The organism is Microbacterium mitrae (assembly GCF_008017445.1).
GTDB classification, from domain to species: Bacteria; Actinomycetota; Actinomycetes; order Actinomycetales; family Microbacteriaceae; genus Microbacterium; species Microbacterium mitrae.
Genome location: NZ_VRSW01000003.1, coordinates 127295 through 151821, shown reverse-complemented (window position 1 = coordinate 151821; position 24527 = coordinate 127295). Strand labels below are relative to the sequence as shown.

Genomic DNA, 24527 nt, shown 5'->3' with positions numbered 1-24527 from the left:
GCTCCATTGCCACTGCCTGTTCCCTCGAATATACCCCTGTTTCGGGATTCTTGGTCGCCTCGCGCTTATGCAAGCGCTTGCGGAACCAGGTGGCGAGCTATCGTGACAGCGAGCGAGCGATGCCCCACACAATGGCGCCGGTCGCGACGGCAATCCCCACGACCGCCGCAAAAGCGACCGCTGGCTTGCGCTCAGCGTATGCCTTTGCCTTGGTGGTTGCCTTGCCCACCTGCTTGGGCACGTTGACCTTCTCTTCGATTGCGCTCAGCGCCGCCTTAAGCTCGGCGCGCGCAGCCTCAACCGGGTCGGTGATGCCGTAAGGAACCGCCGTACGGGGAATGTTCGTGTCAGAGCTCATCTGCAATTTCCTTCACCATCGCGATGTTCGTCTTCGCGGCCGTCACGGGGTCTTCAATCGCGGTCAGTTTCTTCATGCGCATGATGCCGAGGAAGGCAAACACCGCAACGAGCACCAACAGCAGGGCAAAGACGACCAGGGTAGATACCCACCACGGCCACCAGCTGGACAGGCCCACAATGACAAACGCGGCAAACGCCGGAACCGCCCAAAACAGGAAGAAGAGCGCGACGATAAACCACACCGCACCGATGCCGGCGTCTTTCGACACCTTGGCAACCCACTGCTTTGCAGAGTTGACCTCGGCGATGACGAGGTTCTTAACGAGCTCCGGAACCTCGCCGACGAGGGTGAGGAGACCGTCTTTCGAACGGTCGCGGAAGCCAGAGGGATTCGTCACGATTAGTCTTTCTTGCTCGTGCGCGTCGTCTTCTTAGGCGCGGGCTTAGCGGACTTCGGCGCAGGCTTCGCCGCGGTGACCTTTTCGACGAGGTCTTCGGCGGCATCGCTCAGCGCATCGGCCGACTTCTCGGCAGCGCTGGAGACGGCGGGGCCAGCCTTCTTCGTTTCGGAGATCGCGGCGTCCAGCTTCTCACCGGGCGTCTTCTGCGACGAGGCGGCCTTGGTCACCTTGACCGCCGTGTCCCAAACCGCGCCAGGCAGGGCCATGGCCGACGACTTAGCGAACTCCTTCGCCTTGCCAACCTGCTTCTGCACCGGGGCGGTGTTCCACACCGATGAGGCAAACTTGGCGATCTGGTTGTACCGCTCGCGGCCAGCACGTGCCCCGAGCACGTATCCGGCTGTCAGCCCAATGACGAGTCCGATTTTGCCCTTCATAGGTCCCCCTTTGTGGCGAAAAATTGCAGGTACGTGATTCAGCGTAGCCCTATATGCCATTTCTGGCATCCATGTCTCACCCAGCAAACAGTGCCCGGCGTCGAATTGTTTCTGCGGTTTGGATGGCGTCCGCGACGACCTCAGCCACGCCATCGCCCGCCACCCACGCGCCCACCACATCCAGCTGAGGCAGCTTGGCGATCGAGGCGCGAATCGTCGCGACCCGGTCGGCATGACCGCTGGCTGCACGATCCTGCGCGCGCAGGAAGCGTTCCACTCGCGCGTCAAGAACGCGAGCATCCGCCGCGTACGCCGCCGCAATCGCAGAAATGCTTGCCTCGATGGCTCGATCATCGGCCATCGTGTGCCCTGGAATGGTGACGCGAAAAATCTCTTGCCCGGAACCGCGAGGCATATTCGGCCACTGCGCCGTCACGTGATCGACACGCGCCACCGCGGCGTCGCCCTCAGCCGCGTACAGTCCCGCGCCCCGAATTGACTGCGCGGGCACGCCGCCAACGGCGAGCGTCACGACGGTCTGCTCGGTTGCCGTCTCGGCGGGCAGTGCGACGACGTGTGCGGCCAACAGCTCGCGCGCCCCGCGCTCGTCGGACGCGATCACGAGATGCTGCACGGTGGCTTCGCTGTGCGCGGCATCGCCCTGCGTCGCTTCGCGCTGAGCGGGTTCGCCCGGTTCCGCGTCTGCGGTCGCGATCTGCAGCGTCCACTCGTCGCCCGTTTGGCGGGCGCTGGTGACGCGTGCGTGGTCGTAAACCGTGCCGCCGAGCTCACCAATGCGCGCACGCAGGGCCGCGGCGATCCGCCCCACGCCACCGCTGAGACCAAGCGGCGGTGCCGGTTGCTCAAGCAACCCAACTCCGCCCGAGAGACTTCCGGCGCGCGTCAGCGCCCCGTTGAGTTCGGGCAGCGCGACATCAATCACGACGCCGTCTGGGTCAAGGCGCAGCTCAGCACGCGTGTGCGGTGCCACCAGTCGGTCTCGCACCTTCGCGCCCATGCGTTCGCGCACCAGTTCACCGAGGTTCTCCGCATTGCCAATGGTGAGCACGGGCTTGAGGCGGTCAAGGTAGGCACGCCAGACGCCACCCCACCCGATGATGCTCGTCACCTCGGAGGCAAACGGGTTCGCTGGCACGCCGAGGGCGGGCGATTCAGGCAGCGCGAGCGGCGTCTTCTGCAACAGCCAGCGCGCCGTCGTGGCAGCCGGCACCAGCTCACCGGTCATTCCAAAGGCATCAAGCACCCCATCGACGGCGGCGTTGCGCGTGAGGGCACCAGCAGCCACATCAACCGTGGTGTCACCGACCGTATCAAGGCGGGTCATGCCGCCCACATCTGCCGCCTCCCACAGCGTCACTGTCATACCGACCTTGGCGCACTCCCACGCGACGATCAGGCCGGCGATACCTCCGCCGACAATGCCCACGGTGTGAGAGCGGGCCGCATCAACGAGATCGCGAGTATCAGGCATGCATCCATGATCCCATTGGCTCACCGTGAGTCTGAGAGTTAGCCGCTCGTTTACTCCTCGTCCGACGGCTTCGCCGCGGCCTCACGCTCGTCCGAGAACTGGATGATGGGAATCTCCCCGGTCATGGCGCGCTGCACCTTGAGCGCCTTGCGCGTCAGCGGTGGAGTCGGAACCTCCACCGCGGGCTGCACGTCAGGTTGCGCCTCGTGCGCGGTAGCGACAGCCTCGCTCTCCGTGACCGCCGTGATACGACCATCATGAATGTCGATGACGCGGTCGGCGCGGGCCACCAGCAGCGGGTCGTGCGTTGACACGATCGCGGCGAGCCCCTGCTCGTGCGCCAGCACCGACAGGAGGTCCATGATGCTTGCCGCGGTGCGCGAGTCCAGCTGACCGGTCGGCTCGTCGGCAATCAGAATCTGCGGGCGCGAGACAATGGCGCGGGCGATGCCGACGCGTTGCTGCTGACCGCCGGAAAGCTCGCTGGGGCGCTGCTCGGCATGCTTTTCCAAGCCCACCCGAACCAGCGCTTCATCGACGCGCTCCGTCCTCTCGTCGGCCGCGATGCCGGCGATCCGCAACGGAAGCTCCACATTTTCTGCGGCCGAGAGAATCGACACCAGACCGAACGACTGAAAGATGAAGCCGAGGTTGTCGCGACGGATCGCCGCCAACGCGTCTTCGCCCAGTGCCGTCACCTCCTGCCCATCAATCTCAATGGTTCCGCTCGTTGGCTTATCGAGCGTGCCCAGCAGGTTGAGCAGGGTGGACTTGCCCGCGCCCGATGGCCCGCGCACCACCACGAGCTCACCCGCCGACACCTCAAGTGACACATCGACGCAGGCATGCACATCGCCGGCGGCAGACGAATAGGTGCGGGTCAGGTGGCTGGCCTTGAGCAACACGGTCATGATGACTCACCTTCGTCGTCGTTGGCCTGTTTTTGGCCGGGCCAGACGCCAACGTGATCGGGCTCAAGCGCCAGCCGCACGCGCTCTCTGAGGTTGAGTGATGAGACGAACTCGTCGGGCAGCTGCAGACGCCCCACCTTGTCGAGCACGGCGTACTCTTCGGCGACCGCGTGCTCGGCGCCGTGCTCGTCGACGCGAGTGGAACGAAGCACCTCCGTTGCCGTGCGTCCGTCTCGAATCTGCACGGTGCGTGCCACGTGCTCAGAAACCGTCGGGTCGTGGGTCACGATGAGCGTGGTCACACCTAGCTCGCGGTTGACCGAGCGCATCGCCTCCAGCACCTGCACACTGGTTTCATCGTCAAGCTCACCGGTTGGCTCGTCTGCCAGCACCACGCGCGGTGTGTGGGCGATCGAGCAGGCGATCGCGACGCGCTGCTGCTCGCCGCCCGACAGCGCGGTCGGCTTGCGGTCGGCCAGATGCGAAATCTCCAGCAGGTCCAAGAGCTCGTTCACGCGGTTAGCGCGAGCCTGAGCACCCTTGGGTTCGCCCACGATCGCCAACACGGCGCCGACGTTTTCTGCCGCCGTCAAATACGGCAGCAGGTTGCGCGAGGTCTGTTGCCACACAAATCCGACATCTTCTCGTCGAAACGCGACGCGTTGCTTTCGAGTCATCGTCAGCAGGTCGCGCCCGGCGACGCGAGCAACGCCGGCCGTTGGCGTGTCCAGGCTCGACAAGATCGACAGCAGCGTGCTCTTGCCCGACCCCGATGCGCCCACAACGGCCACCAGCTCACCCTGATCCACGCGCAGGTTGAGGCCCTGCAGGGCCTGCACCTCCACAGCCTTGCCGTCACGCCCCTTCACCGCGAAGATGCGCACCAGGTCTGAGCAGACAATGTCTGGCTCGCCCGTCGCGGCGGGGTCGGTCATCACATCGGTCATGATTCCTCCACGGTTCGCAGCACGCTCGACACCTTCACGCGGCGTGCGAAGAACAGCGACAACAGGGTAAACAGGGCGGCGACCAGCAAGAAGCCACCCAATGAGACGGCGAGCAGCAGCGGATCAACGCTGTACGCGGGCGCAGAATCTGCCCCCGAGAAGGAGCGCAGATCCAGCACCTGAAACAACAGCACGGGCAGCGCCAGCCCGAAAGCGGTTCCGGCGACGACCGCCGCAATGCACAGCGGAACCAGCTCCCACGACACAATGCCGGCACCGGAGCGAGGTGGTGCGCCGAGCGTCTTCAATAGCGCCAGCAGGCGCGCCCGTGCCGGCGCGTTGAGCACGAGCGTCAGCACCACGGCAATGGCACACAGCAGCGCCGTCAGAGCGATGGCGGCAAACAGCGTGCCACGAAGCCCGGCCGTGGTCGACGCCGATGAAGCGTCGGCGCTGGCCGACTCCGCCGTGATCGCGGTGACCAGCGGTTCGACGTCTGCGGTCACCTCAGCGATCACGTCAGCCGGCTCGGCGCCTGCGGCGACATCCACCAGCAACGTGGTGACGGTTCCGGCCACCGGCACAACATCGGCCAGGTGTGACTCATCAATCAGAATCCAGGTGTCCATGGCCGCGAACCCCGCGGTGCCTTCAACAATCGCGACGACGGTCGCAGTGACCTTTTGCTGCGTGCCGCCGATGGTGAGATCACCCAGCCCAATGCCGAGACGCTCAGAGGCGGATTTGGACACGATGACGGGGATGGAACCATCAGCCACGAGCGAGACGCCACCGGGCAGGAGCGCGTCAGGGTGCGGCGAGATGCGAGCGAACGCCGCAGAATCGAGCGCGTACATCGGCAGGCGTGTGGTGCGGGTGCCGACGACCACGGCGATATTGGGCACGGATCGCACGGCCACGACCTCATCGACGCCGTCGAGGGCGGCAACCCGCTCGGCAGCGTCGTCGGCAAAGCGCGGCACGCTCAGGGTGAGGTCAGCACCGGCACGAATCTCCGCCATGCGTTGCGCGCTTGCGTCGATGGTCGAGAGCACGACAGTCGATGAGACGGCGATGGATACGCCGACCAGCAATGCCAGTAGCGCCGCGGCACCGGCTGATGCCTCACGAACGGCGCGCGCGGAACCAACAAAGTCGACAAAGCCGCGCCCGGCACGCAAGCGGGCATGAATGGCTCGGAGCACGAGCGGGTACAGACGCAGGGTCACCAGAGCCGCGGCAATGGTGAGTAGGAGCGGCGTGAGCGTGGCCAGCGGGTCGATCCCGGTTTCGGGGCTGCCCGCGCCGCGACCGACGAACGTGATGGTGGCAGCGGCCGTGAGAATCAGCACGCCGAGTTCAACAAACAGGCGCACGCGCGACGGCGCGGCATCATCGACGCGCACCGCGCGTTCCGCCCCCGGCGCGGTCGCCGCAAGAGCAGCCGCGGGGAAGAGCGCCAGAGCGACGAGAATCACGACGGTGAGCGGTGAAAACAGTGGTGCGCTCGAGCGGGTGAGCAGCGTCAACACGAGCGTGATGCCCACTCCAGCACCGACAATCGCGGCGGGAAGCCCAGCGAGCAGACCTTCGCCCGCCATCAACAGTCGGCGCTGAGCGGGGCTGGCACCACGGGCATCCAGCAGGGCGAAGGCGCTGCGTCGATGCTGGGAGATCATGCGGGCGCCAAGAATCAGCACCGCGGCGCCAACGCCGACGGGGCCGGCGACGAAGATCAGCGCGAGCGCGGTGAATGCGTGGTTGGTGGCGGCGACGCGACTGAGGGCATCGCCGAGGCCGGTTTCAAACTGCAATCCGGCGCCGGGGTTTGGGGTCAGCGGGTGCACGGCCGAGGTAAACGTCGCCAGCTCTCCCACGAGAACCGACGTGTCTGCCTCCGAGAGTTGGGACTCGTCGACCGGAAACCAGAACGTGGTTGGCGTCGGCACCTGAAAGTGCACCTGTTCAATCACCGCGGGGTTCGTGAAGAAGTAGCCGGTGATAGAGGGCTGGCCGTAGGGGTCGTAGTAGGTCGTTGGCTGCATCAGCGGGGTCAGCGCAGCCCAGTACGACGATGACGGTTCGTCAGGCTCATACGTTCCGACGAGAGTAAATCTCGGCGTTGGCGCCGCAATGACCTGACCGGTATCGCCATCGATCTTGAAGAGTTCGCCGAGCGGAACCTCGCGCGTCTCCCCGACCTTCCAATCGAACCCCTCGGCGGTTGCGACGGAGGCAACGAGCTCGAAATTAAACGTGTCGCCGTCGGGTTCGATCAGCTCCGGGAGTCGCCCCTCAACCAGCGTGAGATGCGTGTCATAGAGCGGATCCATCGCCATGAAAATGCGCCCATCCAGTGCCGGATCCATGCCGCCCGCGATGCTGACGTAATACGGGTCTTGCAGCGCCGCGGCCAGATGGGCGGGCGCCTCCGCCCGAATCGTTTGCAGTCGGTCTTCGATCGCACCCCATTGCGGGCGATACTCCGCAGGAACCCGCTCACTGGTTCCGGAACCAACGAGCGAGACGTCGGCAGCTTTGGCCGTGAGGTCGCGGCTCGTCACCGATGTCTGGTCGAGGCGTTCGCTGAGCGTGTCTTCGCGGATTGATGACAGCGCGTGCGGCAACACCGTAATCGCGACGGCGAGAAGCGCCACGATCAGCGCAACCACGAGGCTGGCGCCGGGGGCGTGGCGCCAATGCGTCGCAATCAGACGAGGGCGCGAAAGGCTCATTCGGCTGCCTCCGCGATTCGTGTGGAAGTGGCGTGCTTGCGAACCATGCCGGCAATCACGACGGCCGAGATCACGAAGGCCACGGCGATAATGCCGATGACGGCGCCGATGATGACCGGATTCATCGCGAGGGTGAGTTGGCGGGATCCGGGTACGGCGGCGCTCACGAGAAGCGGAACCGTCAGCGCGCTCATGCCCCACCCGGCAAGCGCCCCGAGCAGGGTCGCGGTGGTCACGACGGTCGCGGCCTCGACAATGCGCATCCGCGCCTGGGCACGCGGAGCGACCCCGACCGCACGCAAGATCAGCACCTCGCCCGCTCGCGTCGCCGTTAGCGAGGCGAGCATCGCGATGAGCGCGATGCTCGCCAGCAGGGCAGCACCCACCGGCGCGATCCACCACGTTGTGATGAGGCCGCCCGTGATCACGGCGGCCACATCGGTCGGCACCGAAACGTCTGCGCCGAGTGCGTCGGCCGCCTCCGCCGGGTCGACGCCGGCGAGCCAGATCTCGTTGGGCGCGGGCGGCGTCGTCGGCGCGTCGCGGAAGGTTCCGACCGGCACGGCCGCCTGCACGGCGGCGTCCAACGACAGCAGCACGCCGCGCGCCGATGCGACGCCCGGAATCGCCTCAACAATGGCGGCAACCTGTGCTGAAAAGGATCTCCCGGTTCCATCGACCCGCAGGTCGACGGTGTCGCCAACGGTAAGGCTCAGCTCTGTCGCGAATGACTGAGAAACGACGATCGGAACCACGGGAGCAGCGGCTCGCGTGCTCCACAGCACGCCGTACGGGCTGCTGGTGCCTGCCCGCACCGATCCACCGAGAATCATGCTGGGCGTGGCGGGTTGAAAGTCAATCGGAACGGTCTCGTCGTCAGCGATGGCGGAGAGCTTGGGTGCGGTGAACGTCACAATGGTTCCGTCGTACCGCCCGCCATCAACCGCCGTGAGTCCGACGCTGAGAATGCTCGTCACCCCGGCCGGGAGGGTGGCTGTGCCCGTCAAGGTGGTGACCACGAGGTCGCCGTAGAACCCATCGTTGGGGTCGGGTTGGCGCGAGGTTTCTTCGGCATCGGAGAAGGTGACTGTCACGAGCGACGCGACGCCGCTGTCATCAGCCACCCAAATCTGCGCGCTCGACGTGTACACGGGCTGTTCGACACCCTCGGCCGTGACGGTGAATTCGAGCTCGGTCGCGTTGGGCGGAAGTTCGAGGGCGACTGAGTCGGTTGCGACGGTTTGCGCCAGCGCTGCGGGGGCGACAAGGCCGGGAATGCCGATCACGACGTCAGCCAGACGGTCTTGTGAAATGGCGACGAGGCCGGCATCAATCTCGCCGACCACCACGTCAACGGCGTAGACCGCGGCAGCCGTACCCAACTCGTTGGCCTCGCGCAGGTCTGCCGGCGAGACAAAACCACTCTGCACGCGCACCTCGGCGCCCGCGCTCAACGCGGCGGCAGAGCCCGAGGCCTTCTCCCACGTTGCGACATAGCTACCCGCAAAAACCGCGCCAGAAACCGTGATGACAACGAGGGCTACGGCGGTCGCGTAGGCCGGCAGCCGTCGAGCGACGTTGCGCGCGGGCAGCGTCGGCGACAAGCCGGGGCGTGTGCCTGCGACGGCGGCGACGGCGCGAGCGAGCGGCGCGGAGATCAATACCGCGATCAGGGCCGCGGCAATCAACGACAGGATCGGCGCGAGCGAAGACAACGCCACCCGCCACGGCGCATCGACCGGGGTGTCTCGGGTGGCAAACAGCTGCCACACCGCGAGTACGGCTGAAAAGACAATGAGGGCGAGCGCGCCAACGGAGGCCACCTGGGTGAATCGCGCGGCGCGAGCCGATACTTGCGCTTCGCTCTCCGCAGCGCGCGCGACGCTGGTTCCGGCCGTCACCGCGAGCACCACGACAGCGGTGATGGTGAGCGGGAGGCCGCTGGCAATGGCGGCGGGTGCTGCCGTGCCCGCGCGCAACCAGGTCACCGTGAAGGCTGCGGCAAATCCGATGACGCTTGCGGCCAGCGTGATGAGCAGCATCTCGCCCGTCGTCAGCGCGGCCTTCTGACCCCGCGACATTCCACGCGCGGTGAGCAGCGAGGTCTCACGCGCACGCGCCCGCCCCCATGCCCGGCTGAGTTCCATCACCGCGAACCAACCCAGCACCGCGATGATGGCGAGCGGAATCGGTGAAATCGCGGCACTTGAGACGGCGCCTGCGCCCGCGTCTGCCATGGTGGCCGCGAGTCCGCCGCTGACGGTCAGGCCACCGACCGCGGCAGTTGAGGTGCGAAAGCGATCTTCAAGCGACGTGATGCCTGCGGCAATGCGGGTTACCGCGGCCGGGGTGAGGGTAGCGGCGTCAGGCGTGACGACGTATTGCACGAGTTCACCGTCGCTGCCCACCGGCTCCCGCGTGACGAGAACGTTCGGCCCGAGAGCGCCATGAATGACAGATGCGGCAGCCTCGTCTTGCGCCGCGGAGTCGCTACCGACGCGAGTCTCCAACACCAGCTCAGCCGAGTCACTGGTTCCGATCGCCGTCACCAGCGCGCGATGCGTGTCAACGGTGATCCATGCGCCAAGCGTCGCGACCAAAAACACGACGAATGCGATCAGCAGCCCGACGCCCGCCGCGAGCGCACCGTGCGCAAAAGTGCGGGCACGCGTCAGCCGGAGCAATCGGATCGGGCGCGTCGTACTCATGAATCCATTCTTCGTCGAGTGGCAAAACAACGAGCGCCTCGTGAGCCCCCGTCGTCTTTCACCCTATTGTGCCCCGCGCCGAAGCCACCAGAGCCGCGGCGGCCTGCACTGAATCCCTTGCCCCCGCCGACTCCCCTCCCCCGCCAACGCGAGAGTAGGAGATTGCGCCCACAGCAGGACTCCGGCCCCACAATCTCCTTCCCCCGGCGCAATCTCCTTCCCTGGCGCGCCGCGGCTCCGCGCCCGGGCGTGGTTCCGCGCACCTCGATTCCGCGCCCTCGTTCCGCGCCCCGGGCCCTGGTTCCACGCGCCCGGCTCCGGAACACATGCCATGGTTCCGCACGCGGCAGCAGGAGATTACGCCCACAGCAGGACTCCAGCCCCACAATCTCCTTCCCCCGGCGCAATCTCCTTCCCTGGCGCGCCGCGGTTCCGCGCCCCGGGCCCTGGTTCCACGCGCCTCGATTCCGCGGCCTGGTTCCGCACCCCGGGCCCTGGTTCCACGCGCCCGGCTCCGGAACACATGCCGTGGTTCCGCGCGCGCCGTGATCCCGCCGGCCGTTGCCGAATGTCGGAGGCATCGTGCCGACACGCCGCATGGCACCGCTCCCACGCGCATCTCACCCAAAGTTCTCCGACATTTGGGCAAAAACTCGCCGCAATACCCGCGCACGGAACCACGCAGCACCCTCGAGCGCAGGTCACGGAACCACGCAGCACCCGCGAGCACCGCACCAGCACAGACACCGGAACCACGCAGCACCCGCGAGCGCGGGTTGCGGAACCATGGCACGCGACGGGTGCGATACTGGTGCGCATGGACCTGCACATCACAGACGACGCGGCAGCCGACCGACTTCTGTCAGACAACCCGCTCGCGCTGATGATCGGCATGCTGCTCGATCAGCAGATCGCGATGGAGCAGGCGTTCACCGGTCCGCTGAAGATCGAGCAGCGCACCGGCGCCCTCACCGCCGAGCACATCGCGTCATACGATCCCGAGAAGTTCGCCGCGGCATTCAGTGAAACGCCCGCGGTTCACCGCTTTCCCGGTTCAATGGCCGCGCGCGTGCAGGCGCTGTGTCACACCATCGTCACCGACTGGGACGGCGACGCCGCCGCCATCTGGACCCGCGGCAACCCCACCGGCGCCGAGGTACTCAAGCGCCTGAAGGCACTCCCCGGCTTCGGCGACCAGAAGGCAAAAATCTTTCTCGCGCTGCTCGGCAAGCAGTACGGGTTCACCGGCGCAGGCTGGCGCGAAGCCGCCGGCGTCTACGGTGACGAAGGCTCCTACCGCAGCGTTGCCGACATCGTCAGCCCCGAATCCCTCACCTTGGTGCGCGAGCACAAGCGTGCCATGAAGGCCGCCGCGAAGGAGCAGAAGTCATGAACCCCACCGGTGGTTCCGTCGAGGAGTTCATCGCGGCCGTTCCGTCGGCAATTCGCCAGCGTGACGCGCTCACCCTGCTCGACATGATGCGCGAAATCTCGGGGCGCGAGCCGCAAATGTGGGGCACCATCGTGGGGTTCGGCTCATGCCACTACGAGTACCCAACGGGTACCTCGGGCGACATGCCACTCATCGCGTTCTCCCCGCGCGCGGCCTCAATGAGCGTCTACCTGCTCGACACCGCCGACCATGTTGCCGAGCTCGCGCAGGTTGGCCCGCACACGATCGGCAAGTCGTGCCTGTACCTGAAAAACCTCGACAAGAACAACCTCGACGTGCTGCGCACCATCATCACCGATTCGTTTAACCAGGTGATGGCAGAAGACACGAGCTACGGAACCATCCGCGTCGAGTCGTAGGCGCCCTCAGCACGCGCGACGCCCTCACAGAAACATCGAAATCGCCTGAATCCCGACTGCGCCGGCCGCGACGCCGCCGGCGGTCCACGGTACCCACTTCGGAAACGGGCGATACGTGATGGTGTCACGCGCGACGACGGCCGGTGTGGTGAGCTTGCCCAACCGCACGCGGCCATCCCACCAAATCTCCGCACGATTCAGGCTCTGCCCGATCGCTGCCTCGACAACGCCGCGCGCACCGGGTTTGGAGACGGAACCACGAGAGAGCACGGTAGCGAAGTTGGCGCGAACGGCAGCCACATCCCGCACGATGTGGTCGGCGATGTCTGAAGCGTGCAACTCGTGAGCGGCACGGTCACGCTTTTTCATCGTGACATCACGCCCCGCGGCAACCAGTGAAAATGCCGTCGCGAGAAGCTCAGACAGTCGCTGGTGGTAGTGCATGAGGCTGTCGGCGTACACGTCGCCGTGTTGAGCGTAGGCAAAGTCGGCGTCGGCGCGCAGCTCATCGAGCGCGGCGTCGGCCGCCGTGAGCGCAGCGTTCACAGCCATGCCGACATTCTACGAAGTCGCGCCGACAATCTCAGCCGTCGTCGCTAGGGAGATTTGCGGCGGATACAGCCCCATCACGTGAAGCGCGGCCGCCTGGTTTTCGGCAGTGGAACCAGCACACGCGTCGGTGACGACCGTGACCCACGCGCCGGCATCCGCAGCCGGAAGCACGGTGCAGAGCACGCAACAATCTGTCGAAACGCCGGTCACAAACAAGTGCGGCGCCGGGCCGGTAATGTCGGTCAGCGCTTCGGCCCACTTGCCAAAGGTGGGCAGGTCAACGGTTGGCAGCGCGCTTAACCCCACGGCCTCCGGCACCAGGTCGTAGAGGTGGTCATCGGCCGGTTTGTCGGCAAACGGCCACGCCGCGAAGTATTCACCCCACGAGGTGGATCGATCAGCGGTCGGCAGCCACCGCGTCACGATCACGCGCTCCCCAAACCGCTCGGCAAGCGCGCGAATGTTCACGAAAGCCTCGTCAAAGAAGGGCGATGCCCACTCCGACTCCGGCGCCGCGAAAATGACCTGCGGGTCGATCACAACGAGCCACGCGTCGTGATCGACCCGCACCGTCATGCCGCCTCCTGCCGGCGAATCACGCCGCGACGGAAGATGAAGGTCACCACGAAGCCAATCACCAGGGCGAACAGCACGCCGAGGTTGGCGTAACCCCACTCGCCCTCCTTGCCACCAACCAGCCCGAGCAAATAGCCCTGCCAGTTGTTCCACGCGGCGTCTGCGGCGAAGTTGTTCTGCACAAAACCCCAGCCGATGATCGTGGCGCCGATGAGGGTTCCAACTGAAACCCAGTCCCACGCGCCGTAGATGCCCTTCTTATCGAACAGCGCATCTTCGTCGTACACGGCACGACGGGTAAAGATGTCGGCAATGAGGATGCCTGCCCATGCGGCGAGCGGAACACCCAGGGTGATGAGGAACGACTGGAACGGCCCGAGAAAGTCCGTCGCGAAGAAGACGACGTAAATGGTTCCGAGGGTCAGAATCACGCCATCAATGGCGGCCGCCTTCGGCCGGGAGATCTTGATTCCGAGGCTCAGCAGCGTGAGGCCAGACGAGTAGATGCCCAGCACGGCACCCGAGACCAGCGCGAGGATGGCCGTCAGCAAGAACGGAATCAGCGCCCAGATCGGAAGAATTGTGGCGAGTGCGCCGACCGGGTCGGCGGCAATTGCGGCGTTGAGTGTGGGGTCGGAGGCCGCAAGCAACAGACCAAAGGTCACCAGAATGATGTTGGCGACGGAACCACCGATGGTGTTCCAGAACACGATGCTGGAGTCTTTGGCGTCGCGGCGCTGGTAGCGCGACCAGTCGGCGGCAATGTTGATCCAGCCGAGACCGAACCCGGTCATCACCATCACGAGCGCACCGATGACGGCGGTCATGCTTCCCGCTGGCACCGCCATCACGGCTTCGAAGTCGATCTTGCCGACCGTCAAGAAGATGTAGATCACGGTGATGATGCCGGTCACCCAGGTGAGCACCGCCTGCAGCTTCATGATGGTGTGATAGCCGAGCACCGACGCGGTGACGATGAGGGCGGCAACGATGACCGTCGCCAGAATCTTGATGAAGGTGTCGTTGGACTCGTTGGCGATGCCGAGTTGCGTGAGCACGGTGGAAGTGGCGAGAACGGCGAGAATCGCGAGAAGGGTCTCCCAGCCGATCGACACGATCCAGCTCATGATGCCGGGAACCTTCTGGCCTTCAACACCGAAAGCCGCACGCGAGAGCACCATGGTGGGCGCCGATCCGCGCTTGCCCGCGATCGCAATGAAACCGCAGAGCACGAACGAGAGCACAATGCCGACGATCGACACGATGGTCGCCTGCCAGAACGAGATGCCAAAGCCCAGCACGAATGAGCCATAAGACATGCCAAACACCGAAACGTTGGCGGCAAACCAGGGCCAGAACAGGTCAGACGGCTTCGCGGTGCGCTCGGACTCGGGGATGATCTCGATGCCATTGCGCTCGATCAGGGTCGACGTTGTCATGATGCCGTCGCTGCTCTGAGTAGACACGGTGCCTCCATCGGCTCGGTGACTGAAAGGGTATGACGCTCAGTTTGGCACTGCACGCGGGCCGAGGGAACACCCCAACCCGGAATATTTCTCAAATATATAAAAATGTGATGTTCCGCCGCGGCGCGCGAAAACGGGGTGTGCGCATCAGAGCACACACCCCGTTCCACTCCGCTCAGTCGGCGAACCTCGCGGTTTGCCTAGTCGGTGAAGAATGCTCCCGCGACCCGCGAGAGGTCGTAGAGGTCACTGACTCCTGCCAGCTCGCGGGCCGAATGCATCGACAGAATCGGAATGCCAACATCGACCGTGCGCAATCCGAGGCGCGTCGCCGTGATCGGGCCGATCGTCGAGCCGCACGGCACCGAGTTGTTTGAAACAAACTCCTGCTGCGCCACGTCGACACTCTCGCACCATGCGATCCACGCCGCAGCACCCACCGCATCGGTCGCGTACCGCTGGTTGGCGTTGATCTTAAGGATGGGGCCGGAACCAAGCAGCGGCTTCACGACGGGATCGTGCTTGCCAGCGAAGTTGGGGTGCACCGAGTGGCCAACGTCACTCGACAAGCACCACGACGACACAAACGCCTGGCGCCGCTGGGCGTCATCGGCGCCGAGCGACGCGTAGATGCGCACGAGCACGTCTTCGAGAATCGGGCCGGCAGCTCCCGAGCGCGAGGCGGAACCAATCTCTTCGTGATCGAAAGCGGCAAGTACGGCGATGTGGTCACCGTCAAACCCGTCGCGCGCGGCGTTGCCGAGTGCAACGACACCGGCGTGTACCGAGGCGAGGTCGTCGAGGCGACCACTCGCGAAGAAGGCATTGTCTTTGCCAAACACCTGGCCGCGTGCACTGTCGGCGACCACGGCGTCAAACCCGCGAATATCGGCCGCGTCGACGCCCGCGGCATCAGCAAGTTCGGCCAGCAAATCAGCTTCTGTCGGGTCGCCGAGACCCCACACCGGCTGCGTTTCGACCTGCTTTTCTAGCGCCAGGTGGTCGTTCACCTCGCGGTTCAGGTGGATAGCCAGCTGCGGCAGCCGCAGCAACGGGCCCGTCGCGGCGAGCACGACCGAGCCGTCTTTCATCGCGAGGCGACCGGCCAGACGCAGCTCGCGGTCAAGCCACGAGGCAAGCAACGGGCCACCGTAAATCTCGACTCCGGCCTGCAGCCAGCCCTGCGATCCGGTGGTCGGCTTGGGCTTGAGCTTGAAGCCGGGCGAATCGGTGTGAGCACCGAACACGCGGTTCGCCGTTGCCGGCGTGGCGTTTGCTGGCACGGCCCACGCAATGGCCGCGCCATCGCGCACGATGACAAAGCGCCCTCCGCGCTGGTCTGGCCAGACATCTTCTTCAGCCAGGCGAGTGAAGCCATCGGCTTCGAGCCGGCGCGCTACCTCTTCGGCGGCGTGGTAGCTCGAGGGTGAAGCCGCAACAAAGTCGGCAAGATCTTCGGCATGTGAAATCGCATCAGCGGTGACAGACAAATTCAACCTCCGGGTCGTCATTTCCATCGTAGTCCGGGCTCTGTAGCCAACGCCCCCGCCTCTCATATGCCGAGACGTCCGGCGCTGAGGACGGAGACGTCCGGCGCTGAGGACGGCGATGTCCGGCACTGAGGGCGGCTCGACCGTTCCGTCTCGCTCCACTCGCGCTTTCATCTATCCTGAGGGGGGCCGTTTGCCCCATCTTGCGCCTTCGGCCGTCGAGCCATGCGCCACCGTGACACCGTGACACCGAGAATCCCATCAGCTGCGCCGGAGTGTTTCTGACTTATGAACACGTTTGAGATCGATCCACCAACGGATCACTATGACGTCCTGGTTATCGGTGGCGGACCCGCCGGAATGATGGCAGCAGTTGTCGCAGCAGACGGCGGCAAAAAGGTACGACTTCTCGAAAAGAACAGCTCGTTGGGAAACAAGCTGAACATCAGTGGCGGTGGTCGATGCAACATCACCAATGCCGAGTACGACACACGGACTCTTTTGGCGCATTACGGCAAAGCGGCGAACTTCTTGTACAGCCCGTTTTCCCAGTTCGATGTGAGCGATACATTTGCCTTCTTTGAAAACAGGCGGCTCCCGCTGCAGGTCGAAGCGCGCAACCGAGCGTTCCCGGTGAGCCAGAAAGCCAGTGACGTCACGGCCGTACTTTCGCGGGCGCTCAAGCGCGCTCGGGTAGACGTTGTCTTCGATTGTGGAGTCACCTCACTCAACCGCAAAGACAACCGGATCGCCTCCGTTAGTACGACGCGCGGCGATTTTCGAGCCGAATCGTACATCCTCGCGACGGGCGGGTTATCCAGACCAGAAACCGGCTCGACCGGCGCCGGATTCGGCTGGCTACGATCACTGGGGCACACCGTTCGGCAACCGAGCCCGGGCATCGTACCCTTGGCAACCAAGGAGAAGTGGGTAGCGCAACTCGGCGGAAAAACGGTCGAAGGCCGAGTCACCTTTCTGCTTGACGGCAAGCGTCAATTTAAGACTCAGGGTCGAATCCTGTTTACCCACTTTGGCATCTCCGGCCCCACCATTCTCAATAGCGCAGCCCGCGTAGGAGAGTTGTTGGAATCGGGCGCAGTGACGGCTGAAATCGATCTCTTTCCGCAGTTGGACGAAGGCTCCTGCGATAAGGAGCTCATGGCGCTGCTGGAACTCCACAAGAACAAGGCGCTGAAGACGGTGTTGAAGGAGTGGTTGCCGAACGGAGTGTGGCACGTGCCAAAAATGCTATTGCCCACGCTGGACACAGACATGAAAGTCCATAGCTTGCGCAAAGAGGATCGCAAGAAGCTGGTCAAACTCGTGAAGGCCATCCCCTTGACCATTAGCCACCTGATGGGTTTCGACCGCGCTGTGGTAGCCGATGGCGGTGTCGATCTCCGAGACATCGACACGAAGTCCATGCGGTCGAAATTGATCGACAACCTGTTCGTCGTCGGTGACCTGCTGGACATTAACCGCCCTTCCGGCGGCTATTCATTACAGATTTGTTGGACGACGGGATATGTAGCTGGTCGCGCTGTAGCAGCCACGTAACGTCGCGTCAGTTGACCGCCTCAGAGACGGTCAACTGACGCTCACGCAGCGAGAGCCAGATCAGCCGAGCAGAGTCTCGCCGATGTAGCCGCCGGGTTGACACCCCGGCGGAATCGCGAACACCGCCGACCCGATCGGAACCGTCCACTCGTTGAGCAGGTCAAGCTCGTCGAGCCGGCGCTGCAGCGGAACGTATTGCGCCTCAACATCGGCCTGAAACGCCGCGAAAATCAGCCCGGAGTTAGAAATCTCGCCGGCCGCCGGCGGTACGTCGTAGTTGTACGCGCGTCGGAAGATGCGCTCGCGCGGGTTGTCAGAGCGCGAGCGTCGCATGTGCGAGAACTCCGGAATCACCGAAAACCCGATCGCGTTCTTCGCCGCGAAGTCGGGCTCATCATGCTCGTTGACCCCGGTCAGCGGCGCGCCGTTGCTGAGCTTGCGACCCACCGACTGGTCGCGCCCCACCCGATCAACGCGATCCCAGCCCTCCAGATCCATCTGAATGCGGCGAATCACCATCGTGGTTCCGCCAGCCAACCAACCGTCCGTGCGCCACACCACCTCATCAAAGTCGACGGTGCCGGGGCGCGGGTTTGCGGTTCCGTCCACCTGCCCAAACAGGTTGCGCATAGTGGTTCCGGGCGCCTCGGTGCCATACGCGCGGCGAAACCCCTGCTGAGTCCAGCGAACGGTAGCGAAACTGCGGGTGTCTTTGAGCAGCATGCGCGCGGCGTGAGCGACCGTTGTGGGGTCATCGCCCGCGATTTGCAGCAGCAGATCGCCCTCGCTGAACTCGGGCTGTAAGCGGTCGATGGTAAACGCGGGCAGCTGCGAGACACCGGAACCACCAGCACGGCTGATGAGGCCGGGGCCGAAACCAAAGGTGATGGTGAGCCGCGCCGGAGTCGTCGCCATCTCGGGTTCGGAATCGGCCAGCGCAGACTCCCCCGCCGTGAGCCGGGCGGCGTCATCGGTGAGGATGCGCATCATGCGACGCAGGCCATCACGATCGGTTTCTGGCCGCAGATCGAGCGCGACGAACGTGCCGTGCGCCTGCGCGTCGGTCGCGATACCGGCCTGATGTTTGCCGTGAAACGCGACCGTTTCGCCACCATGAATGACCGGCTCGCCTGCTTTCGGCGGCGATGGCGTGGCGGCGGAACCAAGGGCGTGGTCGATGCCGACGGCTGCGGCTGCCGCGACGCCGGCGACAGCTCCTCCGAGGAGAAACTGCCGCCGGGTCGATCCAGGCCGTTGGGTACCCGAATCGGAGCGCGTCATTAGTGATCCATCTCGCCGTGCTCGTCGCCGTGCTCCGCGCCCTCGTAGTTCTCGTTGGCGCCGGAGTAGTCCTTGACCGGTGCTTCGAAGGTCAGCGTGGAGTCGTCGGAGAACAGCACGGTGAAGCTCACCACATCGCCGGCAACGAGCGGTTGCTCGATGCCCATCAGCATGATGTGGTTGGCGCCCGGTTCGAGCAGAAGCGTGTCACCCGCGGCGATGTTGAAGCCGTCCTCGACCTCGCGCATGGTCATTTCGCCCGCCTCGTTTTCGACGGTCTCGTGAAGCTCAACCATGTGGGAGATCTCGGTTGAAACCGAAACCACGGTCACATCGGCCGTGCCGGTGTTCTCCAGCTGCCCGAAGGCACCGGTCATTCCGGAGTCGACCGCCTTGATCCACGCGTCGTGCACCGCAACGGAATCAGCCGCGGCCGTTGCGGCCGGCGCAGCGGCGCTCGGCCGGTCGGCAGGGGCGGTTGATGCGGTGGTGCATCCGGTGAGCGCGAGAGCGCCGAGGGCGATCAGCGCGACGAGGCGTGCGGCGCGACGTGTTGCTGGTTTTGCGTTGATAGTCATGGCAAGAGGCCTTTCGTTGTGAGACGCGATGTCACGCATCGGTCGTCTCGGTGTCGGCACGACGTGCGCGCCGACGAATGACAGAAACAAGGGCGAAGACGGCGCCGGCCATGATGGCCGTCGCGCCTCCTACGAGGAGTGCGCGCGGCACCCCTCCTTCTGCTGTCGTGCCCTGCTCTTCTTCCTCCGGGTTGCCTGGTTCCGCAGCCCCTGGTTCCGCAGCCCCTGGTTCCGCCGCCTGCGACTGTGCCGGCGCCGCACTCTCGGCCACGAGCGGCTCGGCATCGCCAACGGTGAACGGAATGACACCGCTAATGGGGTGGCCGTCGCTCGAAACCACACGCCAACGCACCTCGTAGCCGGCGTCGGGCATGCCCGATTCGAGCGTCGCGGTGACCTCGCCGTAGTCAACGACGGGCTCGCTTGCCACCCAGTCGGTGCCGTCGGCGTCAACCACCATGATGGCGGCGCCCATGGTGAGCACCTCGGCCGAGAACGCGAGCGTGATCGACTCAGGCGCGGTGCTCAATTGCTCGCCTGCAGCGGGCGAGCTGGAGACCAACTCGTCGTGAGCGGAGGCCGCCGTCGCCGGCGCGAGAACCAGAAGCGCGACAATTGCCGCCGCGCTCGAAATACGTGAAATACGCATGATGTGACCCATCTGCGCGCCGATGCCTTAGGCATCAGGCAGCGCGTTGATACCCCGCCGTGACAGGCGGCGAGGTGAAGGAATCCGCTATTCAGCGGAGGGAGTCAGAGCACACGGAACGCAGGGGGGCCGCGCCGCCGGGCGGTCGCGACGAAGAGGCGGCTGAGCGCCGGAAGAATGGTGGTGTCAACCGCGCTGCGCGTGGCGCGCGCCGGTTCAACCAGAATGCCAACAAGCGCGACGATGACGCGGCGCATCCAGGCGCGAATCGCGTGCGCGAGGGCATGCATGATGGCCGCCGCACGTTCAGCGCGGTACAACACCGCGGCGGTGACGACGGCAGCGGCGGCGTGCCAGCCCCACATCGTGGCATCGGCGGTGATCAGGGTCGCGGTCGACTCCCAGGCGGGCGCGGCGGCAGCACCGTGATGGTGATAGCTCGTCCCCTCCCCCGCAGATGCGTGTGGCGCCGTGCCAAAGATGAAGAGCGAGTGGAACAAGAACTGGCTGACCGCGACGCCTCCCGCGGTGCGGATGGCGGAGAGTTTGCGGCCCATGAGCAGAATGCACACGATCATCGACAGGGCGAGCGGAACCACGATGCCGACCCAGCCGGGCAGCGCGCCGCCGCCTGCGATGTGCGACATCAGCGCGATGAAGGTTGCGAACGCCGCTGCCATCGAACCGCGAAGAACGCGGGTGACACGAGGCGAACGCATACCTCTAGTTTGCCAGAGTTCCCCCGCTCCCCCGACGCCTGGGAGAGCTACTGCGGAGCCCGGTACCGATTGCGGCGAGGGCGCCTCCCCTGCCCCGACTGGCGGCGCACTGGTCGCGGGTTTTCGCGCTTGTGCGCACGGTGGCCGACATACGTGATGCCCGCCGCGAGCGCGAGTAGTCCGCGTGCGACCCATAGCGTCGCGTCGCTTCGCACCTCGCCAATGGGCACGCCGAAGATGCGCAGCCAGATCAGCACTCCGCGGCCGCGCGAACTCGGGGAGTCACCAGGGTCAATCGCCATGACGACCGCCGGCATGCTGGCCGCAAACAGCAGTGCGGCAACGCTCCACCACGCCGCTGACGCCGCGGGTTTCGAGCGGGCGAATGCGGCTCGCAGCAGGATGGTCACCGGAACACCAACGAAGCCGAAGGCGAGCCCACCGGTCGCAAGCGCGATCGCGGCACCCAGCGCAGCCATGCCAACCGAGCCAGCCGATGGTTCCGTCGCAAAAGCCAGCGGAGCCGCCGCCAGCGTTGCCACCAGCCATGTCGCCGGGATCAACCACCCCAATTCCCGTGGCCGATACCCGCGCACGTACGCGAAACCGGTTCCGACAAACCCGGTGATCGCAGGCCCGCCGAACGCGAGCATTAGGAACCGCCGTGACTCCTCGTCAGGTAGGTCGTGCCACCACCAACCGAGCACGCACAGACCGATGGAGACCAGGCTGCCGACAGCCGCGACGCCCACCAGCGAGGGCCGCTGAGCGGACTCCTCGCTGGGACCTGGATTCGGTGCAACCACCAGGTCACTCTTTCACAGTCGGCACGTCGAGTCTCGAATTCTCGCTTCTCGTGATCATCCTGGCAACCATGGCTACACTGGCGCCCCAGGGTGAATGCCATAATCGGCGCCAACCGTCGCGGGCCACCAAGGCCACGACCCAATCGAGGGCGAATGAACGACCAGACACTAGGGAACGACCAGGGATTCATGGAGCCTGACGAGCTTCCGGACACTCCGCCGGTTCTGCGCGTCAATGGCGTCGTCGTCGCTCCGTTTGCGATCGAGTGGCGAACGGACGAGACCGAAAATGTCGCACCGGGCGAGAACTTCGACCGAGTGGGGCGAGTGCCAACGACGCACGACATCCGGGTGACGATCAGCAATACTGCGAGCCCATCGACGCTCACCATTGGCCTCTACCCGCAAGGCCTAGACGCGATCGATCCGATGTCGCCCCCGCCCCTGACGTACGACGGCAAGACGGGTGATGGCTCGATGGTTGAAGACGGGGCTACCCAGTCAATTTCACTCATCCTGTCGATGTCGCCAGATGCGACGGCGAATGTGATCGTGGTGTCGGCGACGTACTTGGTCCTCGTCGACGGAGAACCGGGACGGAGCACGATTTCATGGGTGGCTGAGGTCGCTCGAGCCGGGTGAGCGAGGATGCGAAAAACGGAACCTCTCCTCAGGTCTTGAGGAGAGGTTCCGTTTTGGCGATGAGGGCTTAGGCGCCGCGCAGGCGCTCCGCGAGGAAGGCGTGCAACTCGTCGATCGAGACGCGCTGCTGTTCCATGGTGTCGCGGTCACGCACGGTGACGGCGTTGTCTTCGAGCGACTCGAAGTCAACGGTGACGCAGAACGGGGTGCCGATTTCGTCTTGGCGACGGTAGCGGCGGCCGATGGCGCCGGCGTCGTCGAAGTCGATGTTCCACACACCGCGGAGGTCGTCGGCAACCTGGCGCGCGAGCGGCGAGAGCTTTTCGTTGCGGCTGAGCGGCAGCACGGCCACCTTGATGGGAGCCAGACGCGGGTCAAGCTTCAGCACGGTGCGAGTATCGACGCCGCCCTTCGCGTTGGGCACCTCTTCTTCAACGTAAGAGTCAACGAGGAAGGCCATCATCGAGCGCGTCAGACCAAACGACGGCTCAATCACGTATGGCGTGTAGCGGTCGCCCGATGCCTGGTCGAAGAACGTCAGGCTCTGACCCGACGCTTCGGAGTGGCTGCTGAGGTCGTAATCGGTGCGGTTCGCGACACCCATGAGCTCGCCCCACTCGGAGCCCTGGAACCCGAAGCGGTACTCGAAGTCGATGGTTCCGGCGGAGTAGTGCGCGCGCTCGTCCTCCGGCACGTCGAACTGGCGCATGTTCTCCGGGTTGATGCCGAGGTCAACAAACCAGTCCCAGCACACCTGCACCCAGTGCTCAAACCACTGCTGCGCCTCGGTGGGCGGGGTGAAGTATTCGATCTCCATCTGCTCGAACTCACGCGTGCGGAAAATGAAGTTTCCGGGGGTGATTTCGTTGCGGAACGCCTTACCAACCTGGCCGATACCAAACGGCGGCTTCTTGCGTGACGCGGTGAGCACGTTGGTGAAGTTCACGAAAATGCCCTGCGCGGTCTCCGGGCGCAGGTAGTGCAGACCAGACTCGTCGTCGACGACACCGAGGTAGGTCTTGACCAGGCCAGAGAACGCCTTCGGCTCGGTCCACTTGCCGCGGGTTCCGCAGTCGGGGCACACGATGTCGGCAAGACCGTTCTCCGGCTCCCGACCCTTCTTCGCGACGTAGGCCTCGATCAGGTGGTCTTCGCGGTGACGCTTGTGGCACTGCAGGCACTCGATCAGCGGGTCAGAGAACGTCGCGACGTGACCGGAGGCTTCCCACACGCGCTTGGGCAGAATGATCGATGAGTCCAGGCCCACCATGTCGCCGCGGCCGCGAACGAACGTCTGCCACCACTGCCGACGGATGTTCTCCTTCAGCTCGGTACCGAGGGGGCCGTAGTCCCACGCCGAACGCGAACCGCCGTAAATCTCACCCGCTTGAAACACGAACCCGCGGTGACGGGCGAGGGCAATGACTTTGTCGAGACGGGACTGCTCGGCCATGGTGGCTCCAATGGTCGTGAGGGGTGGGGCTTCGCGGCATAGGCCGCGTGATGTGTCAAGTCTACGCGAGCGCGGGCACCGTCAACGGGCGACGGAACCACGGGCTGCGGCTACGAGAAGAAGGGATTGGGGTCGTCTGGTCGCGTTGGTCGCAGGGTCACTGGCGCCGGCCACGGCAGCTCGTAGCGCGTTGACGGCGCATCGATGGCGCCGAAGTCTTCGCTCTTCGCGACGATGCCGTCGGGCGTCACCTCAACGAGACGCACGCGCACCGGGCCTTCTGGCAATTCGAGCGTCCACGGGTCGGCCAGAAACGACAGACCCCACACCTCGAGACGTTCTTCGACCTCCAGCCACTCGGCCGGGTCGCCAACTGCGCGGCCCAGCACGTCAATGCCTTGCCACAGCTCTCCCGCGGGCAGAATGTAGCCAACCACCTCGCGGTCAGACTCACGGCGGTGGGGCGTCGCGTCGGTGGGGAGCATACTCAAACCCTACGCCGGTCCGCTTCGACTCCCGCGTTGAGCGGCTCAACGCCCACCCCCTCGCGGAGCCGCACCGTGGTTCCGCTCAACGCTGGGCCCGCCCGTAGCCGCACCGTGGTTCCGCTCACCAACTTGCACCGCGTCGGAGATGTCGCCACCCGACCCGAGACACGCCGCAGTCATGCCACACCAGTCTCAGAGGTTCCGACCAGGGACAACGGAACCACGAAACTCAAGGTTTCGGGGCGGCCTCGCAGGCTCACCTACGCTGTTTCAACTGCGACCCCGGGTCGGCCGCCTTGCGAACACCATCGCCGCCGCACGTCGGAAGCCACGTGTCTGGTGGGACGAATGCGCGGCGCGTCGGGGAACATCTAACAACATCTCCGACGCGCGACGACACCGCAACACAACTGGCGCGCTGCGCTACCCCGCAACCCCCGCAACCCGCCCGCCTCATCTCGGTCGCT

23 protein-coding genes are annotated in these 24527 nt (G+C 65.1%); 4 read left to right on the top strand and 19 right to left on the bottom strand.

From position 1 onward, the window contains the following. Positions 1-97: 97 nt before the first annotated feature. The 8 genes from FVP60_RS10045 to FVP60_RS10010 form a co-directional block, all read right to left on the bottom strand. Positions 98-358 carry a DUF3618 domain-containing protein gene (locus tag FVP60_RS10045; protein ID WP_147826154.1) on the bottom strand — a complete coding sequence of 87 codons (261 nt, stop codon included), beginning with the start codon at positions 356-358 and terminating at the stop codon, positions 98-100. Continuing rightward, positions 348-758 (bottom strand): phage holin family protein, encoded by a 411-nt coding sequence (locus tag FVP60_RS10040; protein WP_147826153.1) that lies wholly within the window; start codon positions 756-758, stop codon positions 348-350. The genes FVP60_RS10045 and FVP60_RS10040 overlap by 11 nt, the downstream gene beginning before the upstream one ends. A 2-nt stretch (positions 759-760) precedes the next feature. Continuing rightward, on the bottom strand, positions 761-1198 hold the full coding sequence (locus FVP60_RS10035; RefSeq protein WP_147826152.1) for a hypothetical protein: 438 nt from the start codon (positions 1196-1198) through the stop codon (positions 761-763). A 76-nt stretch (positions 1199-1274) separates the two neighbouring features. Next, on the bottom strand, positions 1275-2690 hold the full coding sequence (locus FVP60_RS10030) for a protoporphyrinogen/coproporphyrinogen oxidase (RefSeq protein ID WP_147826151.1): 1416 nt from the start codon (positions 2688-2690) through the stop codon (positions 1275-1277). 50 nt (positions 2691-2740) lie between these two features. Then, entirely contained in the window at positions 2741-3601 is an 861-nt protein-coding gene (locus FVP60_RS10025; RefSeq protein WP_147826150.1) for an ABC transporter ATP-binding protein, read from the bottom strand. Next, positions 3598-4548, bottom strand: coding sequence for an ABC transporter ATP-binding protein (locus FVP60_RS10020; protein ID WP_246132556.1), 951 nt, complete (start codon positions 4546-4548; stop codon positions 3598-3600). The genes FVP60_RS10025 and FVP60_RS10020 overlap by 4 nt, the downstream gene beginning before the upstream one ends. Next, positions 4545-7283 carry an ABC transporter permease gene (locus FVP60_RS10015; protein WP_147826149.1) on the bottom strand — a complete coding sequence of 913 codons (2739 nt, stop codon included), beginning with the start codon at positions 7281-7283 and terminating at the stop codon, positions 4545-4547. Before FVP60_RS10015 ends, FVP60_RS10020 begins: the two co-directional genes overlap by 4 nt. Further along, positions 7280-9991 carry an FtsX-like permease family protein gene (locus FVP60_RS10010; RefSeq protein ID WP_147826148.1) on the bottom strand — a complete coding sequence of 904 codons (2712 nt, stop codon included), beginning with the start codon at positions 9989-9991 and terminating at the stop codon, positions 7280-7282. Before FVP60_RS10010 ends, FVP60_RS10015 begins: the two co-directional genes overlap by 4 nt. An 817-nt stretch (positions 9992-10808) precedes the next feature. On the opposite strand from FVP60_RS10010, the gene FVP60_RS10005 reads away from it, so the two are divergent. Together FVP60_RS10005 and FVP60_RS10000 are read left to right on the top strand one after the other, a co-directional pair. Continuing rightward, complete coding sequence (locus tag FVP60_RS10005; RefSeq protein WP_147826269.1) at positions 10809-11384, top strand: HhH-GPD-type base excision DNA repair protein; 576 nt, start codon at positions 10809-10811, stop codon at positions 11382-11384. Next, the gene (locus FVP60_RS10000; protein WP_147826147.1) at positions 11381-11803 is read left to right on the top strand and encodes a DUF1801 domain-containing protein; all 423 of its coding nucleotides are present in this window, start codon (positions 11381-11383) and stop codon (positions 11801-11803) included. The genes FVP60_RS10005 and FVP60_RS10000 overlap by 4 nt, the downstream gene beginning before the upstream one ends. Before the next feature lie 24 nt (positions 11804-11827). Here the strand turns inward: FVP60_RS10000 and FVP60_RS09995 are convergent, their stop codons facing one another. The 4 genes from FVP60_RS09995 to FVP60_RS09980 all read right to left on the bottom strand — a co-directional run bounded on the left by FVP60_RS09995 (position 11828) and on the right by FVP60_RS09980 (position 15887). Next, complete coding sequence (locus FVP60_RS09995; protein ID WP_147826146.1) at positions 11828-12355, bottom strand: hypothetical protein; 528 nt, start codon at positions 12353-12355, stop codon at positions 11828-11830. A gap of 9 nt (positions 12356-12364) precedes the next feature. Next, the gene (locus tag FVP60_RS09990) at positions 12365-12931 is read right to left on the bottom strand and encodes a cysteine hydrolase family protein (RefSeq protein WP_147826145.1); all 567 of its coding nucleotides are present in this window, start codon (positions 12929-12931) and stop codon (positions 12365-12367) included. Beyond that, positions 12928-14370, bottom strand: coding sequence for a purine-cytosine permease family protein (locus FVP60_RS09985; protein ID WP_147826268.1), 1443 nt, complete (start codon positions 14368-14370; stop codon positions 12928-12930). Before FVP60_RS09985 ends, FVP60_RS09990 begins: the two co-directional genes overlap by 4 nt. Before the next feature lie 227 nt (positions 14371-14597). Next, entirely contained in the window at positions 14598-15887 is a 1290-nt protein-coding gene (locus FVP60_RS09980) for a M18 family aminopeptidase (RefSeq protein ID WP_147826144.1), read from the bottom strand. Positions 15888-16175: 288 nt separating this feature from the next. Here FVP60_RS09980 and FVP60_RS09975 point away from each other — a divergent pair, with 288 nt between their 5' ends. Beyond that, the gene (locus FVP60_RS09975) at positions 16176-17444 is read left to right on the top strand and encodes a BaiN/RdsA family NAD(P)/FAD-dependent oxidoreductase (RefSeq protein ID WP_147826143.1); all 1269 of its coding nucleotides are present in this window, start codon (positions 16176-16178) and stop codon (positions 17442-17444) included. 60 nt (positions 17445-17504) lie between these two features. On the opposite strand, the gene FVP60_RS09970 is transcribed toward FVP60_RS09975, so the two are convergent. The 5 genes from FVP60_RS09970 to FVP60_RS09950 form a co-directional block, all read right to left on the bottom strand. Next, positions 17505-18725 carry a Dyp-type peroxidase gene (locus FVP60_RS09970; RefSeq protein WP_147826142.1) on the bottom strand — a complete coding sequence of 407 codons (1221 nt, stop codon included), beginning with the start codon at positions 18723-18725 and terminating at the stop codon, positions 17505-17507. Next, positions 18725-19303: a copper chaperone PCu(A)C gene (locus FVP60_RS09965; protein WP_147826141.1), complete on the bottom strand. Its 579-nt coding sequence runs from the start codon at positions 19301-19303 to the stop codon at positions 18725-18727. The genes FVP60_RS09970 and FVP60_RS09965 overlap by 1 nt, the downstream gene beginning before the upstream one ends. A 31-nt stretch (positions 19304-19334) precedes the next feature. Then, positions 19335-19952 carry a copper resistance CopC family protein gene (locus FVP60_RS09960; protein ID WP_147826140.1) on the bottom strand — a complete coding sequence of 206 codons (618 nt, stop codon included), beginning with the start codon at positions 19950-19952 and terminating at the stop codon, positions 19335-19337. A gap of 104 nt (positions 19953-20056) precedes the next feature. Beyond that, a complete protein-coding gene (locus FVP60_RS09955; RefSeq protein ID WP_147826139.1) occupies positions 20057-20671 on the bottom strand; it encodes a hypothetical protein in 615 nt (204 codons plus the stop codon). A 47-nt stretch (positions 20672-20718) separates the two neighbouring features. Continuing rightward, the gene (locus FVP60_RS09950) at positions 20719-21477 is read right to left on the bottom strand and encodes a hypothetical protein (RefSeq protein WP_147826138.1); all 759 of its coding nucleotides are present in this window, start codon (positions 21475-21477) and stop codon (positions 20719-20721) included. 153 nt (positions 21478-21630) lie between these two features. On the opposite strand from FVP60_RS09950, the gene FVP60_RS09945 reads away from it, so the two are divergent. Continuing rightward, positions 21631-22119, top strand: coding sequence for a hypothetical protein (locus FVP60_RS09945; RefSeq protein WP_147826137.1), 489 nt, complete (start codon positions 21631-21633; stop codon positions 22117-22119). A 67-nt stretch (positions 22120-22186) separates the two neighbouring features. On the opposite strand, the gene FVP60_RS09940 is transcribed toward FVP60_RS09945, so the two are convergent. Next, the gene (locus FVP60_RS09940; RefSeq protein ID WP_147826136.1) at positions 22187-23572 is read right to left on the bottom strand and encodes a glycine--tRNA ligase; all 1386 of its coding nucleotides are present in this window, start codon (positions 23570-23572) and stop codon (positions 22187-22189) included. A gap of 110 nt (positions 23573-23682) precedes the next feature. After that, entirely contained in the window at positions 23683-24057 is a 375-nt protein-coding gene (locus tag FVP60_RS09935; protein WP_147826135.1) for a hypothetical protein, read from the bottom strand. Positions 24058-24527 lie beyond the last annotated feature (470 nt).